The sequence below is a fragment of the Marinovum sedimenti genome (assembly GCF_054052205.1).
Genome location: NZ_CM133223.1, coordinates 2907371 through 2922371, shown reverse-complemented (window position 1 = coordinate 2922371; position 15001 = coordinate 2907371). Strand labels below are relative to the sequence as shown.

Genomic DNA, 15001 nt, shown 5'->3' with positions numbered 1-15001 from the left:
TCACTATACTGGCCGGGTGGTTGTCTCCACCGGTCTTAGTTGGTGCCCGCATACTGCGGAACGGTTTGGTCGCAAAGCCATCCGCAAAACAAAGAGGGCCGGTAGAAATCCCCGACCCTGCTCGATCTCTTGTTCGCGGCGTTAACCGCCTTGTCGACGGGGCGTCTATACGCCTGTCTGGCTCAGCAATCAAGGGGTTCGCGGCCTTCGCCTCAGTCTGGCAAATACCGCGCCGCTTGCGCTGCCTCGGGATCGGGCACTGTATCTTCGGGCACCTGATCGCGTTTCATGCTTTTCCACCCGGTTGTCAGGCTTCGGCAATGCAGAAACGACAGCGCGGCATGGGTGCGACGGCGCAGAAACGGCAGCCGTTCCAGCCCATGCACATCCCAGGAAAACCCGCCAAGTCGCCCAGCAGGGGCAAGGCACCATTTGGGCGGGCAGGGTTTGGGCGGCGCGCCGGTATGGCTGTGATCGGCGTGGCTGAACGGCCCCTCCTTGCCCGGCGCGGGATAGACCCAATGCCCGGCAATCTGCGCCAACCCGATGCGCGAGGCACAGGCCGCATCAAACACGCTTGGCCCCTTGGTCACGATCAATTCGTCGACGTCGCAATTCAGCACCGCCCGCGCCTGCCCCAAGAACCGCAATCGCAACACGTTGAACAGCGCGGTTTGCATGTATTTCTCGGTGCGCCGATAGGGCTTTTTGCCAACCGGGCCGTATTTGAACGGCACATCCAGCACCAGCAGTTTGGTCAACCCGACCTCACCCAGCGCGGCGCGAATGTCATCGCGGCTATAGCTGGTCGAGCCGTTGTCCATAACGATCAACGCCTCAAGCCCATGCGCCTCGTGGTGATAGCGGGCGTGGGTGACGAGCCACTCCAGCGGGTTGTCTTTCGACATCAGGAACGCGGTGTTCAGCCCGGCAAACATCTCCGGTTCGCTCTTGCTGACCCCGCTTGTGCCGGTCCATCCGTTCAACAAAACCGAGACCTGCGCCGGGCACTTGGGCACATCGAATTCCGCAACCTCGTGGCGGGCATAGCGGCGCAATCGGCGCAGTTTGATCGGGGTGTCATCGGCACGGAACACGGATTTGCGAAACGCCGCGCGGAAATTGTTCAACGGCGGGCAGATCAGCGAAAGCCGCCCCTCACACCAGATCGCGTCATACCACAGGGTCTCGCGGTCCAGCGCCTCCAGATAGCCGTCAGGATGATACCGTTCCGAAAGGACAGAGTTGCGCTGCATATGGCCCGGCAGGGCAAGTGAGGCGAAAATTCCAGTCATCGGTTCAGCAGTACCTCTCGGGTCCGACATATTGCGCGGCGCCGTAACGGTCGCCATGGGCCCAGCCCAGCGGCAAGGCTTCTTCAATCCGGATAAGATCATCCGACGACAGCTCAACCTCTGTGCCCCGCACGCATTCGCGAAAATGCGCAACCGAGCGGGTGCCGGGAATCGGGATGACGTGATCGCCTTGCGCCAGCAGCCAGCCAATCGCCAGCGCCGCCGCAGGTTCACCCCAGTCCGCCGCAAGCGCGCGCAACCGGTCGGTGGCGGCAATGTTGGCCGCGTAATTGGGCGCTTGAAACCTTGGGTTTGCCTTCATGAAATCCAGCGTTGTCGCCCGCGCCAGATCCACCGGAGTATCGGTCAGATACGCGCGACCCACAGGAGAAAAGGCCACCAATGCCGTGTCTTGCAGCGCGCATTCCTGCACCAGCCCAAGTTCCGGCGCGCGCGTCGCCAGCGAATATTCTGATTGCACCGCCGCCACCGGGGCCACCGCACAGGCACGCCGCAGCGAGGACGGCGCGATCTCGGAAAAGCCAAACGCCTTGATCTTGCCCTTGCGGATCATCGCGGCCAGCGTTTCGGTAACTTCTTCAATTGGCCGGTCCTGTTCGCGCCGATGGACGTAAAACAGATCGACCGCCTCGATCCCCATCCGGCCAAGGCTTTGGTCCAGTTCGGCCTCAAGATGCGCCGGGGAATTGTCAAAGACGCGGTTGCCATCGCCGTCACGGGTGATCCCGGCCTTGGTGGCAATATGAAAGCCGTCCCGCGCGCCGGGGTTACGCTTTAAGTAAGCGCCAATCGCGTTTTCCGACCGGCCCATGCCGTAGACATTCGAGGTATCGATATGCGAGACGCCCAATTCGACCGCCGCATCAAGCACCGCCCAAGAGTTTTCCTCGGTCGTGGGACCATAGAACTCGGCGAATGACATCGCGCCGACACCCATAGCCGAAACATCCGTTCCGGCGATTTTACGCGTCTGCATGGTCAATTCCCCTGCCCATTGGTTTGCCCAGCACCCTGCCCGATACCCTGCCTGTCGCGCACAACTTTCAGCGCTGCGGCAAAGGCATCCTCAATCGACATCGTCGTGGTGTCGATCTGCACCGCATCCTCCGCCGGTCTTAGCGGAGCCTCGGCCCGGCCCATGTCACGCTCATCGCGCGTGCGCACATCGGCCAAAACGGTGTCGAATGTGGTCTCAACCCCCTTGCCGCTCAGCTCCAGAAACCGCCGTTCGGCCCGAACTTCGGCGCTTGCGGTGACATATAGCTTGGTTTCGGCCTCCGGACAGATCACCGTGCCAATATCGCGCCCATCCAGCACCGCGCCGCCATCGCGCCGTGCAAAGGCCCGCTGGAAATCGACCAATGCACCGCGCACCTCGGCCAGCACCGCCACTTTCGATGCGGCCTGCGCCACTTCGGGGGTGCGCAGGCTTGGGTCGTCCAGCGCCTCGGCGGTCAGGGCCAGCGCGGCTTTCAAAGGGTCCGTCCCGTCAAGCACCTGCCGCCCGACAGCTCGGTACAGCAGACCGGTGTCGAGATGGGCAAACCCCATCTCCCGCGCCAGCGCTTTGGAAATCGTGCCCTTACCCGAGGCCGCTGGCCCGTCGACCGCAATGGTGAATGCCATAAATATCCCGTTCCTTTGCATCGCCGCGTGCGGCGAAATTGGACTCGCAGGTTAGCCAATGCCCGGCGGATGTAAAACCTGTCACCAAGTCACGCAGCGTCAACCGCGCCAGCGCCGCCACACTGCCCGCAGCGCGCCATAGCTTAACGCCGAAAGTCCGATGGTGGTTGCAATGGATTTGATCAGCGTCGCCATGCTTGCCCGCATCACCAGTGCCGGGTCGGGGTCCGCCGGGGTGCCACGCAACAGCTCTGCCACCAGATGATTCTCGTAGAGATCCGCCACCATGCCGATGACGGCAAACAGCGTCACCACCCGCGCCACCGAGAGCCGGAACAAAAGCCGCGCGCCCAGCGCGATGGACACCGCAAGCAGCGGCGGATAGGCGGTATCAAGCCAGTGCTGCGTGCCAAGGTAAAACGCCCGGCCCGCATCGCTCAGCGCCATCAGAAAGCCGCGCGCCTGTTCCAGATCATATCCGCCGGGCCGCAAGTCGAACGGCATCGCCCCGCCGGCTTCGGCCATCACCCTCGGCAAGGACCAAAGCACAATCGCCAGATACAGCGCCCCCGCCAGAGCGAAGAAAACCCAGAACAATAGGCTCAGGCGGGACTGTGTCACGGCCTATCCTTCGCGTTGAATATCTGCGCCCAGTTGCGCCATCAGCGGCTCGAAAATCGGGAACGAGGTGGCAATCGGCGTGCCGTCATCCACCCGCACCGGCTCTTGCGTCGACATGCCGAGCACCATGAACGACATGGCAATGCGGTGATCCAAATGGCTGACGCAGGTCGCGCCGCCCTTGGCCGTGCCCGGCCCTTTGCCCTCGACACGCCACCAGTCCGGGCCGTCCTCAACCGCCACACCACAGGCACGCAGCCCGCTGGCCATCGCCTCGATCCGGTCACTTTCCTTGACGCGGAGTTCCTTGACGCCGGTCATGTTGGTCACGCCGGTCGCATTGGCCGCCACCACCGACAGCACCGGATATTCGTCGATCATCGACGCGGCCCGCGCGGGCGGCACATCAATGCCCTTCATATCGGGCGAGTATTTCGCGCGCAGATCGGCAACAGGCTCGCCGCCCTCTTCGCGCAGGTTTTCATAGGTCAGGTCCGCGCCCATTTCCTTGAGCGTGGTGAACAGCCCGGCGCGTGTCGGGTTCAGCCCGATACCGGGCACCAACACGTCTGAGCCGGGCGTGATCAGCGCGGCACACACCGGAAAGGCTGCCGAGGACGGATCGCGCGGCACGGCAATCACCTGCGGCTTCAACTCGGGCTGGCCGGTCAGGGTGATCACCCGGCCCTCGTCGGTTTCTTCGGTGGTGATGGTCGCGCCAAAACCCGCCAGCATCCGTTCGGTGTGGTCGCGGGTGGCCTCTTTCTCGATCACCACGGTCTGGCCCGGCGCGTTCAGCCCGGCCAAAAGCACCGCCGATTTCACCTGCGCCGAGGGCACCGGCACCACATAGCGCACCGGCACCGGGTTCTCGGCGCCCACCAAGGTCATCGGCAACCGCCCACCCTTGCGCCCAACCGCCTGCGTGCCAAACAGCGCCAACGGGTCTGTCACCCGCGCCATCGGCCGAGAATTGAGGCTGGCGTCGCCAGTGAACGTCACCGAAATCGGCGAGGTCGCCGCAGCGCCCATGATCAGCCGCACGCCGGTGCCCGAGTTGCCGCAGTCAATCACTTGATCCGGCTCGCAAAATCCGCCAACGCCGACGCCGTGCACATGCCATGTGCCATCCTCATCCCGCGTCACCTCGGCCCCAAAGGCGCGCATCGCCTTGGCCGTGTCGAGCACGTCTTCGCCCTCAAGCAACCCGGTCACAACCGTTTCCCCGACTGCCATTGCGCCAAGGATCAACGAACGGTGCGAGATCGACTTGTCGCCGGGCACTTCGGCCACGCCGGACAGCGGGCCGCAAGGAGTGGAAATCATCGGAATGGGCGTGCCGTGGCCGGACATAGGCGGAAATCCTTTGTTATCGCTCACAGCCCTCTTAGCAAGGGGGCCGGGACGCGTCCATATTGGTTGTCTTATGGGCGCACTGCATCCGCGACCTGCGCCGCCGCAGCGCGCTCAGGTCTTGCGAAACGTCAGGTAATGCGGCACCCGGCCCTCGCGCAGGGCCTTTTGCTCATAGCGGGTGGAAATCCAATCCTCCCACGGGGTGCGCCAGTCATCCGGGTGTTCAGCCGTCCATTCGAACCCGTGCCGCGGCACCTGCTCCAAAGTCTGACGGACGTAATCGGGAATGTCGGTGGCCACGCGAAACTCGGCACCCGGCTTTAACAGCGCCGACAGCGGTTCAAGATGCTCGGGCGTCACAAAGCGGCGGCGGTGGTGGCGGGTTTTGGGCCAGGGGTCAGGGTACAGCAGAAATGCCTTCGACACCGAAGCGGGGGCGAGCACATCAAACAGATCGCGCGCATCGCCGGGATGGATGCGCAGGTTGTCAACGCCCGCCGCGCGCACCTTGCCCAACAGCATGGCGACACCGTTTATATAGGGCTCGGCCCCGATGATGCCGACCTGCGGGTTTTGCGCCGCCTGATGCACCAGATGTTCACCGCCGCCAAAGCCGATCTCAAGCCAAAGATCCCGGGTGCCAAACAGCGCCTCAACGTCCAGCGGGGTGCGCTCGGGGTTTTCGTCCCAGCCAACAGAGCCGGGCGACAGCGCGCTCAGGTCTTCGTCAAGAAGGCGTTCCTGCGACTTGCGCAGGCCCTTGCCTTTGAACCGGCCATAGAAATTGCGCCACGGGGCGCCGGAGGGGTGATTTGTTTCGCTCATGGGGCGCGGGTGTAGCCGGGCTGGCGCAAGGGCGCAACGGGGGTTGCGCCGCTTGCCGCCTCAATCGACGCGATGCACGCCGTCAAGCAGCGCCGCCGACAGGTGATTGCCGTGCAGAACCGAGATATCGCCGGTGGTCTCGAGCACCACCGCGCGGACCTCGGCGAAATCGCAAACATTCGCCTCGCGCAGCTTTGCCAGCAAATCCGCCTCCGAGACCCGCGTCGCGCGCAGGGCTTCGTCAAGGATCACCCCCTCGCGCATCAGCAGGACCGGGGTGTTTTGCACCGCATGTTCGATCATATCCGAGGTCTTGCGCAGGCGGGCGACAGTATATTGCACCCCCAGCAAGGCCGAAATCGCCAGCACAGGTTGCAGAAACTCCTCCCACTCCGCCGCTTGTGACGCCCCGGCCAACAGCGAGCCGATCGCCACCGTGGCAACGAAGTCAAACGCGGTCATCTTGGAAAAGGCGCGCAAGCCGACCACCCGCACGACAAGAATGACCCAAGCCATTGCCAAAGCCGCCAAGACAATAGCGCGCAACACCAGATCAAGCGGCGCAGAGTCAACAAACATTGGCGAACCTCCCCTTATGTATCAGATGGGCCAGCGCAAGAACGATGCCCATCGCAATGATCCCCAGATACCGTTCATAAACTCCGTCTATTCCGGTCGGCAGAAACAGGAAGATCGGGGCCGAAATGATCCAGAGAACGGCCAACCCGACAAGGGCCCGTGCATGCGCGACGCTCACCCGCTTTGCACCGTGGCGCATCAGCAAGGGGACCGCGGCAAACAGCACCCCAAGCGCGTAGACGAGGTAAATGTGGATCACGACGCCATCACTGTCATTGTCGCCATATTCATTGCGCGCGCCGATCAAGAACACGATCAATCCTCCCAGAGCCAGCCCGATCACCCCAAGGCTCCACCCGGTGCCACCCAGATGCACATGCGCGCCAAGCAGGGCGACACAGATCAAGGCCGCCGCAAAGGCGTAGATGCCGATGTCAACGATGAATTCATACCGCCCGGCCCCGAGATCGCTGATCGTGTCGGCGATCCAGTCGTGATTCGGCACCACGACATCCGCGATCAGGATAGAAACCACAAAGATCGCACAGCCGATTGCCGCGCTGAGGGCCAGACACAGGGTGAACCCCGCTTTGGCCCGCGTCTGGTTGGCTGCTGTCTCGATTTGTCGGTTCATGGGGGCACCCTGTCACTGTCACGCCAGGCAGCAACCGCCGCCGCACCATCACCTAGTGCGCCGTCCCCCGGCGTCGAGAGCCGCTTTCACCTCCGCCGCTTCGCCATAGACGCACCCCGATCTGTCAACAGATCGGTTCCGATCCATCAATGGATCGGACCTCCATCCCGACCTCCCGAAAACCGCGCACACCCTGCGCCCGCGACCGTCACCCGATCTGTTGACAGATCGGCACCGATCCATTGATGGATCGGCTCCCGTGTTACGTCACACCCGCTCGATTGCGATGGCCGTGCCTTCGCCGCCGCCGATGCAAATCGCGGCGATCCCCCGCTTCAACCCGCGTTTTTCCAAAGCGTTGAGCAAAGTCACCATGATCCGCGCGCCAGATGCGCCAATCGGATGGCCCAGCGCACAGGCCCCGCCGTTCACGTTCACCACATCGCGCGGCAGGCCCATTTCCTGCATGAAGGCCATCGGCACCACCGCAAAGGCCTCGTTCACCTCCCAAAGGTCAACATCCGACGTCCGCCACCCGATCTGCTCCATAAGCTTGCGCGCCGCCGGAACCGGAGCCGTGGTGAACCACCCCGGCGCTTGCGCATGGGACGCGTGCCCAAGGATGCGCCCGCGCGGCGCAACCCCCTGTGCCTCGCCCATAGCGCGCGTGCCCAGCACCAGCGCCGCCGCCCCGTCCGAAATCGACGAAGCATTGGCCGCGGTCACCGTCCCATCCTTGCGAAACGCCGGCTTCAGCGTCGGGATCTTGCTTGGCCGCGCCTTGCCGGGCTGTTCGTCGCAGGTGATGATCTCTTCGCCATGCCGCCGGTGCAGCGTGACCGGCGCAATCTCATCGGCAAAAGCCCCGCTCCGTTCCGCCTCAAGCGCATTGTCCAATGAGGCCAGCGCGTATTGGTCCTGCGCCTCGCGGGTGAACTGATAGTAATCGGCGCAATCTTCGGCAAAGGTGCCCATCAGGCGGCCCTTGTCATAGGCATCCTCCAGCCCGTCGAGAAACATGTGATCGACCACCTGACCATGCCCGATCCGCGCGCCGCCGCGCATCTTGGGCAACAGGTACGGTGCCTCGGACATGCTCTCCATCCCGCCCGCGACCATCGCCTCAGAGCCGCCCAGCGCGATTCGGTCAAACGCCATCATCGCGGCCTTCATGCCCGATCCGCACATCTTGTTGATCGTCGTGGCAGGCACGCTTTCGCCCAATCCCGCGGCGAATCCGGCTTGGCGCGCCGGGGCTTGCCCCTGCCCCGCTGGCAGCACACAGCCCATTATGACGTCGTCCACCGCAGGCTTGCCCGCATCGCGATGGGCCGCCGCAATTGCGACGCCGCCCAATGTCGCGGCCGACACGCCGTCAAACTCGCCCTGAAATCCCCCCATCGGGGTGCGCGCCGCGCCCAGGATCATCACGTCTTTCATCGCCCATCTCCCAAAATAACCAGCCTCTTGCATACCGAATAGTAACGTTTGCCGTCTAGCGTAGAGATGTTTGCAGCAACCCGTGGTGACCCAAGCGATGGACATGAGCAGCGAAACCAATGGCGGACTTCAGATTGTCACGGTCAATGCCGACCGCATTGATGCCGCCGTGGCGATCCAGTTCAAGGATGCCATGCGGGCCAGAACGCGCGCCCCGACCCCACGCGTGATCCTTGATCTCAGCCGCGTCGATTTCATTGATTCCAGCGGGCTTGGGGCCATCGTCGCCGCGATGAAACAGCTTGGCGCGGATCGCAGGCTCGATCTCGCCGGGTTGCGCCCGAATGTGGACAGCGTGTTCCGGCTGACCCGGATGGATACCGTTTTTGCCCTGTTTCCAACGCTGGACGCGGCATTGATGGCACAGGCGGGCTGATCATTGCAGTGGAGGCGGGCCAGATTTTGAGCCAATCACAGTGACCCGAACCGTGGAACGCATAGCCACGCTCGACACGCACGCCACGCAACAGGCGGTGCGCTCTATGCTGGACCAGACCCAAAAATCCCTCGTGCAGTGGCGATGCTCTGCGGTCATCCTCGCGCGGGTCGAACTGGTGCTGGCCGAGGTGCTCAACAACGTGGTTGAGCATGGCTATGGCTGTAGCGGCGGCCCAATCCACCTTGAACTGCGATTGGTGGCTGGCGATGTGACCTGCATTGTGACCGATTCGGGCGCGCCCCTGCCGGGACGAACCTTGCCGCAGGGCCTGCCGGTCAAACTCGACTGCGCGCGCGAAGATCTGCCCGAGGGCGGCTTTGGCTGGCGTTTGATCCACCAATTGACCAATTCGCTGGACTACAATCGCAACGACGGGCGCAACCAACTCACCCTCAGCTTCCAAACTCTGTGATATGGCGCACATTTACCCGCCACTTTCGCCGTTTCGGGCGAGATGCCGCAAAACTGCCGCAAAGCCATCCAATCCGCGCCCGATTGCCACGCGATACAGTACGGGTAGCTGCATATAGCTTCACCTCGGCACCGTGTGTTAACAGCCCCCACCCAGTGCACGGTGCCGAGGTTCCATACCCCCGAAATCGCAAACGAATTTCCGGCATTTTCATCCCGGCCCGGCGGCGCTAGCCTTTGCGCCAACAACAGGGATGATACCATGCGCGATTTCCACTTTCCGGGGCGGTCCCCGGTTCTTGCCACCAATGGAATGGTTGCCACGTCGCACCCGCTTGCTGCGAGCGAGGCTTTGGCCTGCCTCAAGGACGGCGGCACCGCGATGGATGCTGCGATTTGCGGCGCTGCGCTGCTGACCCTGTGCGAACCACAGATGTGCGGCCTTGCTGGCGATTGCTTTGCGCTGATCAAACCGGCGGGCAGTGACACCGTTTTGGGCCACAACGGCTCTGGCGCGGCACCGGCTTCGGCCAGCGCCGCGCGGTTGCGCGACGCCGGCCATGCCACGATTCCCGAAAACGGCCCCGACGCGGTGACCCTGCCCGGCGCCGTCGATGCCTTCAGCCGCCTGTCCGAGGCGCATGGCCGGTTGGGGCTCGACCGGCTGCTGCAACCTGCGATTCGCTATGCCGAAGAGGGCGTGCCTGTCGCGCCGCGTGTGGCGCTTGATTGGGCCGCCGGGGCGGGTTCGCTGCAAGGGGCGGCACGCGGGCACTTCCTAAAAGACGGCAAAGCCCTGACAACCGGCGATATTTTCCGCGCGCCCGGCCAAGCCGAGGTGCTGCGCCGCATCGCCAAACACGGGGCCAAAGGATTTTACGAGGGCGATGTGGCCGACGACATGATCGCCGCCCTCGCCGCGATGGGCGGCGGGCACAGCGCCAGCGATTTTGCCAATGTCCGCACCGAGGCCACCACCCCGATCTCGGGCCCCTACAAATCCCGCGATCTGTTTGAACATCCGCCCAACAGCCAAGGCGCGACCGCGATTCTGTTGCTTAACATCCTGAGCCATTTCGACCTGCCGTCGATGGATCCGTTCGGGGCCGAACGCACCCATATCGAGGCCGAGGCCACCAAACTGGCCTATGACGCGCGCAATCGGCTGGTGTCTGAGCCCACGGTGTTTGACGCCACCACCCGAATGCAAGACCCGCGCCTTGCCGCCGATCTTGCCGCGCTGATCAATCCCGAGCGGGCGCAATCCGCCACCACCGAAATCACCGAATCCGTGCACCGCGACACTGTGTATATCACCGCTGTCGACCGGGACGGCATGGCGGTCTCGCTGATTTTCTCAATCTTTCATAGCTTTGGCTCGGGCCATGCCAGTTCCAAATACGGCCTGCTGTTGCACAACCGCGGCGCTGGATTCTCCCTGACGCCGGGCCATCCCAACGAATTTGGCCCCGGCAAACGCCCGATGCACACCATCATTCCGGGCATGCTGGGCGAAGCGGGGCGGATTTCGATGCCGTTTGGCGTGATGGGCGGCCAGTATCAGGCCTGCGGTCACGCACGGTTTGTCACCAACATGACCGATTTCAATCTGACGCCGCAGGCCGCGATCGACGCCCCGCGCGCCTTTGCCGAAGGTGGCCAGCTCAAGCTAGAGCGGGGTTTCTCGGACGAAACCCGCAGCCGTCTCACCGCGCTTGGCCACGACATCGTTGTCCCACAAGAGCCGATTGGCGGCGCACAGGCGATCCGAATCCACCCGAGCGGCGTGCTGGAAGGCGCGTCAGACCCGCGCAAAGACGGCGCAGCCATCGGGTATTAAAGGGAAATCCGCAGACTGGCACCCGCCCCAAAGGTGGGTGCCATTTTACCACCGCCTCAGTTCATCTGGAAATGCAGCGGGTAAGATCCGTCCTCGAACTCGCCAAAGAGATCGGGGATATCGGGGTGGTCGACCGGACGGCCGGAGTAATCCGCCACTAGATTCTGTTCCGACACATAGGCCACATAAAAGCTCTGATCGTTTTCCGCCAACAGGTGGTAAAACGGCTGCTCGCGCTTGGGGCGGCTGTCCTCGGGAATGGCGTTGTACCACTCTTCGGTATTGCTGAACTCAGGGTCGACATCAAAGACCACGCCGCGGAACGGGTGCTTCTTGTGACGGACAACCTGGCCCAAGTGATATTTCGCGCGCTGTGTGTACATTTCGGAGTGCCTCTACCTATCCGTTTTAGCGCCATCAAGGGGGGAATGTCCAATTCTCAGGCGGGGTTTCCCGGAAACAGACTGTGACGCCAGATCATACAGTCTTCCGCCGATGCGCACCCCACTTTGCAAAACGTGATTTCACAGTGAACCAGTTTCCGCTACAGTCCCGTTAACAAAAAGACGACAAAAAGAGCGAGAGGCAAATGAGCAGAGTCCTTCGCGCTATGGTGATTGTACTGGCCGTTGCTTCGTGTGGCGGTGGCAATCATTCTGCGCCCCGCAATCTTGATGATGCCTGTGGCATTCTCAAACAGCGCCCGAAATACATCCGCGCCTTCCGTGCAACCGAACGCCGTTGGGGCGTGCCGGTGCATGTGCAGATGGCGACGATCTATCAGGAAAGCAAATTCATCGGCAACGCCCGGACCCCGCTGAAGTATCAGCTCGGGGTGATTCCGATGGGCCGCCAAAGCTCGGCTTATGGCTATTCGCAGGCGCTTGATGCCACCTGGGATGAGTACCGCAAAGAGACCGGAAAGCGCGGTGCAAAGCGGGATCAGATCAACGATGCCACGGATTTCATGGGCTGGTACATGAACAAGACCCGCGCGCGCAACAATGTGTCGCTGCATGACGCGCGCAACCAGTACCTCGCCTATCACGAGGGGCACACCGGCTTTGCGCGTCAGTCGTTTAACCAAAAAGCCTGGCTTTTGCGGGTCGCGGATGAGGTTGGCATGCGGGCGATCACCTATCAGGTGCAGCTGGCGTCTTGCCGACAGGCACGCTGACTTGAGCATTTGCCGACAGGCGCGCTGACTGCGGCAATTGCCGCCGCGCCGCTGACCCCTTATGTATCCCGCCCAAAAGGGAGAGACCGACATGGATGACCAAACCCGCATCGAGCTTGAGGCCGCAGCATTTCGCACGCTGCGCGCCCATTTGATGGAAAAGCGCACCGATGTGCAGAACATCGACATGATGAACCTCGCCGGGTTCTGCCGCAATTGCCTGTCGCGCTGGTATCAAGAGGCTGCAAACGAACGCGGCATCGAGATGACCAAGGATGAGGCGCGCGAAATCTATTACGGCATGCCGTTTGCCGAGTGGAAGGCCGCGCATCAGACCGAGGCTGGCGATGCCCAACAGGCGGCCTTCAAGACCGCCTTTGCCGAGAACGTCGAAAAAGACAGCTAACGGACTGCCGCCCCCCATTTGCGAGGGGCGGCATTTTGGCTTAGGCGCCCAGCATCACTTTGCCCGCGCGGCCCGGCGTTTGTGCGGCGGTCATCGCCTGTTGCAACTGGTCGAGCCCATAAGCTCCGCCCGCTTCCAGCGTCAATGCACCGGTCGCCGCCAGTGTCACCAGTTCGGTGATCAGCCGCGTGCGCTCCTCTGCCGCCATGTCGCCGCTGACGCGCGAACCCCAGAAACCCCAGACCGTGATGTGCTTCATGATCAGCGGCCCCGACGGCAGCGGCATCGGCACACCAGTCGCGGTGCCAAAGACCACAAGCTCGCCATCGACGCCCAGCAGATCAACCAGATCGGCCGAGATCTCGCCCCCGACCGAATCAATGGCCGACACCGCGCCTTGCGTGCCGATCAGCGCCGTCGCCTTGTCTTTCCAATCCGCGTCCGAGGTCGACAGCACGTTGTCGATGCCCATCGCCTCAAGCTCGGCCACCGCTTCGGGGCGGCGCACAAGGCTCAGCAGATTGATGCCGCGCGCTTTGGCCAGCACCGTCATGATCTTGCCCACCGCGCCGTTGGCTGCGGTCTGGATAACCCAATCGCCCTGCTTTGCCTTGAGCCGTTCGAGCAGCGACAGCGCACTGAACGGCATCGCGATAAGTTGCGCGCCAGCTTCGTCGCTGATCGCTTCGGGCAATGGCAAAACACCCGCCGCCGGTGCGGTAAAATACTCCGCCCAACTGCCGTGCACCCCGGCCACGGTCACCCGCTGGCCCATCATCGCGGCGTTAACACCGTCGCCGACGGCCACAACCGTGCCCAGCGCTTCTGATCCGCCGATGGCACCGGGCAACTCGGGTTTATAGCCGTAATTGCCGCGAATGGTCCAAAGATCGTGGTTGTGGATCGGCGACAGCGTCATCTTGATCAGCACCTCGCCCGCCTGCGGCACGGGCTGTGCCACATCCGAGGTTTTGAGCACGTCAACGGGCTCACCGAATGTATCGTGAGTTGCAGCTTTCATTTCGTTTTCCTTCAGGGTGTGATGTGGTTCGTGGTCTCGGAGCGCGCCAGTTCCAGCGGCGCTTGCGAGCGGTCAAGCTTGGCGAGGATCGCCGCGCCCAACCATTTGGCATAAAGCATTCGGGCCGTGGCCTCGGGGTCATCAAAGGCGCGGAGTGATCCTTCGTGCGCGCCCTGCCGCAGCAGGTCGGCGATGCGGCGCACCAATTCGGTGACGCCGTTGTTCAGGATCACCCGCATGTCGTCGGACAGGTCGGCCACCTCCGCCCCCAGCTTGACCACAAGGCATTGGCTGGCGATGCCTTCGCCGCCGGCCTGTGCCAGCCAGGCCGCAAAGAACCGGTCAAGCGTGTCGCGCGCCGGACCAGGACTGGCGATCAGCGCATCGAAGCGGGCCAGATACTCCTCGACGTAAGTCTCCAGCAGCGCCTTGCCGAAGTCCTCTTTGGAGGCAAAGTAGTAGTAGAACGACCCCTTCGGAATGCCGCATTCGCTCAGGATACGCGCGATCCCAACGGCCCCGAACCCGTGGCGAAGCACCAGCGCGCGGCCGGTGGTGAGGATGTGCAATCGCTTGAGATCGGATTTTGTTTGCTCTGTCATGAGGGGCAGATAGGCAATAATAGACCGGTCGTCTAGTGACCCTCACGTATTTGTGTGCCGCCCTGTGACCCCCTGCCTAAAACGCAAAAACCGCACCCGGTTGGGGCGCGGCTTTTCTAACTGTGAATGACTAAGGTCTTAGCCGAACTGACGTCTGGCCAGTTGCGCGCCGCGGCGCTCAGGCTCAAACCGGACGATGCCGGTGCGTTCCTGCTCAAGGTTGGCCTCGAGCGTGGCAATCCGCGCGTCTTTGTCCGCCAACAGCCCGACACAGACCCGCAGCTCCGCGCGCATCCGCTCAAGCTCGACCACATGCGGAGGCTTCACCGTGGCGCGGCCCCGCAAGGCCCAACCAAACACAAGCCCGCCGCACACAGCCAAGATGGCCGTCGCCCATGCACTCCAGATTTCCAACATTTCCGCCCCCAAAACACCAAACCAAACCTGGTCACAGGCCCGGTTCGGTTGCGTGGCGCGTCACGTGGGGTGTTCCTCTGGCTGCAGCGGCCAATCGAACCAGTCCGTCACTCGAAAATGACGACGACATACCGGCACATGTCTGACCATGTGCGTTGTCCCGGACGCGGCGCTGGCAATCGTGTCAGGCCGTAAGGCACACAAACACCAAGCCGGGTGATTTGCTCAAGC

Annotated in this window: 18 protein-coding genes; 5 read left to right on the top strand and 13 right to left on the bottom strand. The window is 62.8% G+C overall.

From position 1 onward, the window contains the following. Nucleotides 1-212 precede the first annotated feature (212 nt). The 9 genes from ACW9UO_RS13985 to ACW9UO_RS13945 form a co-directional block, all read right to left on the bottom strand. Entirely contained in the window at nt 213-1295 is a 1083-nt protein-coding gene (locus ACW9UO_RS13985; RefSeq protein WP_457086403.1) for a glycosyltransferase family protein, read from the bottom strand. 4 nt (nt 1296-1299) lie between these two features. Further along, nucleotides 1300-2292: an aldo/keto reductase gene (locus ACW9UO_RS13980; RefSeq protein WP_457086402.1), complete on the bottom strand. Its 993-nt coding sequence runs from the start codon at nt 2290-2292 to the stop codon at nt 1300-1302. A 2-nt stretch (nt 2293-2294) separates the two neighbouring features. After that, nucleotides 2295-2942 (bottom strand): (d)CMP kinase, encoded by a 648-nt coding sequence (locus ACW9UO_RS13975; protein ID WP_457086401.1) that lies wholly within the window; start codon nt 2940-2942, stop codon nt 2295-2297. 99 nt (nt 2943-3041) lie between these two features. Further along, complete coding sequence (locus tag ACW9UO_RS13970; RefSeq protein ID WP_457086400.1) at nt 3042-3563, bottom strand: hypothetical protein; 522 nt, start codon at nt 3561-3563, stop codon at nt 3042-3044. A 3-nt stretch (nt 3564-3566) separates the two neighbouring features. Beyond that, the gene (gene aroA / locus ACW9UO_RS13965) at nt 3567-4916 is read right to left on the bottom strand and encodes a 3-phosphoshikimate 1-carboxyvinyltransferase (RefSeq protein WP_457086399.1); all 1350 of its coding nucleotides are present in this window, start codon (nt 4914-4916) and stop codon (nt 3567-3569) included. 114 nt (nt 4917-5030) lie between these two features. Then, nucleotides 5031-5744: a tRNA (guanosine(46)-N7)-methyltransferase TrmB gene (trmB, locus tag ACW9UO_RS13960; RefSeq protein ID WP_457086398.1), complete on the bottom strand. Its 714-nt coding sequence runs from the start codon at nt 5742-5744 to the stop codon at nt 5031-5033. A 60-nt stretch (nt 5745-5804) separates the two neighbouring features. After that, a complete protein-coding gene (locus ACW9UO_RS13955) occupies nt 5805-6323 on the bottom strand; it encodes a DUF421 domain-containing protein (RefSeq protein WP_457086397.1) in 519 nt (172 codons plus the stop codon). Further along, on the bottom strand, nt 6313-6957 hold the full coding sequence (locus ACW9UO_RS13950) for a DUF998 domain-containing protein (protein WP_457086396.1): 645 nt from the start codon (nt 6955-6957) through the stop codon (nt 6313-6315). The genes ACW9UO_RS13955 and ACW9UO_RS13950 overlap by 11 nt, the downstream gene beginning before the upstream one ends. A gap of 267 nt (nt 6958-7224) precedes the next feature. Next, nucleotides 7225-8397, bottom strand: coding sequence for an acetyl-CoA C-acyltransferase (locus ACW9UO_RS13945; protein ID WP_457086395.1), 1173 nt, complete (start codon nt 8395-8397; stop codon nt 7225-7227). 97 nt (nt 8398-8494) lie between these two features. Here ACW9UO_RS13945 and ACW9UO_RS13940 point away from each other — a divergent pair, with 97 nt between their 5' ends. The 3 genes from ACW9UO_RS13940 (at nt 8495) to ACW9UO_RS13930 (ending at nt 11147) form a co-directional block, all read left to right on the top strand. Continuing rightward, the gene (locus ACW9UO_RS13940; protein ID WP_457088660.1) at nt 8495-8833 is read left to right on the top strand and encodes an STAS domain-containing protein; all 339 of its coding nucleotides are present in this window, start codon (nt 8495-8497) and stop codon (nt 8831-8833) included. Nucleotides 8834-8873: 40 nt separating this feature from the next. Next, nucleotides 8874-9308, top strand: a complete 435-nt coding sequence (locus ACW9UO_RS13935; protein WP_457086394.1) for an ATP-binding protein — start codon at nt 8874-8876, stop codon at nt 9306-9308. A 261-nt stretch (nt 9309-9569) separates the two neighbouring features. Continuing rightward, nucleotides 9570-11147 (top strand): gamma-glutamyltransferase family protein, encoded by a 1578-nt coding sequence (locus ACW9UO_RS13930; protein WP_457086393.1) that lies wholly within the window; start codon nt 9570-9572, stop codon nt 11145-11147. 56 nt (nt 11148-11203) lie between these two features. Here the strand turns inward: ACW9UO_RS13930 and hspQ are convergent, their stop codons facing one another. Further along, complete coding sequence (gene hspQ, locus ACW9UO_RS13925; RefSeq protein ID WP_457086392.1) at nt 11204-11530, bottom strand: heat shock protein HspQ; 327 nt, start codon at nt 11528-11530, stop codon at nt 11204-11206. A 206-nt stretch (nt 11531-11736) separates the two neighbouring features. Between hspQ and ACW9UO_RS13920 the strand changes: the two genes are divergently transcribed. Together ACW9UO_RS13920 and ACW9UO_RS13915 are read left to right on the top strand one after the other, a co-directional pair. Next, nucleotides 11737-12324, top strand: coding sequence for a transglycosylase SLT domain-containing protein (locus ACW9UO_RS13920; protein ID WP_457086391.1), 588 nt, complete (start codon nt 11737-11739; stop codon nt 12322-12324). 91 nt (nt 12325-12415) lie between these two features. Beyond that, nucleotides 12416-12730, top strand: coding sequence for a DUF1244 domain-containing protein (locus ACW9UO_RS13915; protein ID WP_457086390.1), 315 nt, complete (start codon nt 12416-12418; stop codon nt 12728-12730). A gap of 40 nt (nt 12731-12770) precedes the next feature. On the opposite strand, the gene ACW9UO_RS13910 is transcribed toward ACW9UO_RS13915, so the two are convergent. The 3 genes from ACW9UO_RS13910 to ACW9UO_RS13900 form a co-directional block, all read right to left on the bottom strand. Beyond that, nucleotides 12771-13751, bottom strand: a complete 981-nt coding sequence (locus tag ACW9UO_RS13910; RefSeq protein WP_457086389.1) for a zinc-binding dehydrogenase — start codon at nt 13749-13751, stop codon at nt 12771-12773. Nucleotides 13752-13762: 11 nt separating this feature from the next. Next, a complete protein-coding gene (locus ACW9UO_RS13905; protein ID WP_457086388.1) occupies nt 13763-14353 on the bottom strand; it encodes a TetR/AcrR family transcriptional regulator in 591 nt (196 codons plus the stop codon). 138 nt (nt 14354-14491) lie between these two features. Then, a complete protein-coding gene (locus tag ACW9UO_RS13900; protein ID WP_457086387.1) occupies nt 14492-14734 on the bottom strand; it encodes a hypothetical protein in 243 nt (80 codons plus the stop codon). Nucleotides 14735-15001 lie beyond the last annotated feature (267 nt).

Bases quoted from the DNA above. Each gene is read 5' to 3' on its own strand.
- ACW9UO_RS13905 (WP_457086388.1), bottom strand. From the start codon at position 14,353: ATGACAGAGCAAACAAAATCCGATCTCAAGCGATTGCACATCCTCACC.
- ACW9UO_RS13945 (WP_457086395.1), bottom strand. From the start codon at position 8,397: ATGAAAGACGTGATGATCCTGGGCGCGGCGCGCACCCCGATGGGGGGA.
- ACW9UO_RS13920 (WP_457086391.1), top strand. From the start codon at position 11,737: ATGAGCAGAGTCCTTCGCGCTATGGTGATTGTACTGGCCGTTGCTTCG.
- aroA (WP_457086399.1), bottom strand. From the start codon at position 4,916: ATGTCCGGCCACGGCACGCCCATTCCGATGATTTCCACTCCTTGCGGC.
- hspQ (WP_457086392.1), bottom strand. From the start codon at position 11,530: ATGTACACACAGCGCGCGAAATATCACTTGGGCCAGGTTGTCCGTCAC.
- trmB (WP_457086398.1), bottom strand. From the start codon at position 5,744: ATGAGCGAAACAAATCACCCCTCCGGCGCCCCGTGGCGCAATTTCTAT.
- ACW9UO_RS13980 (WP_457086402.1), bottom strand. From the start codon at position 2,292: ATGCAGACGCGTAAAATCGCCGGAACGGATGTTTCGGCTATGGGTGTC.
- ACW9UO_RS13940 (WP_457088660.1), top strand. From the start codon at position 8,495: ATGGACATGAGCAGCGAAACCAATGGCGGACTTCAGATTGTCACGGTC.
- ACW9UO_RS13915 (WP_457086390.1), top strand. From the start codon at position 12,416: ATGGATGACCAAACCCGCATCGAGCTTGAGGCCGCAGCATTTCGCACG.
- ACW9UO_RS13930 (WP_457086393.1), top strand. From the start codon at position 9,570: ATGCGCGATTTCCACTTTCCGGGGCGGTCCCCGGTTCTTGCCACCAAT.
- ACW9UO_RS13910 (WP_457086389.1), bottom strand. From the start codon at position 13,751: ATGAAAGCTGCAACTCACGATACATTCGGTGAGCCCGTTGACGTGCTC.
- ACW9UO_RS13955 (WP_457086397.1), bottom strand. From the start codon at position 6,323: ATGTTTGTTGACTCTGCGCCGCTTGATCTGGTGTTGCGCGCTATTGTC.
- ACW9UO_RS13975 (WP_457086401.1), bottom strand. From the start codon at position 2,942: ATGGCATTCACCATTGCGGTCGACGGGCCAGCGGCCTCGGGTAAGGGC.
- ACW9UO_RS13985 (WP_457086403.1), bottom strand. From the start codon at position 1,295: ATGACTGGAATTTTCGCCTCACTTGCCCTGCCGGGCCATATGCAGCGC.
- ACW9UO_RS13950 (WP_457086396.1), bottom strand. From the start codon at position 6,957: ATGAACCGACAAATCGAGACAGCAGCCAACCAGACGCGGGCCAAAGCG.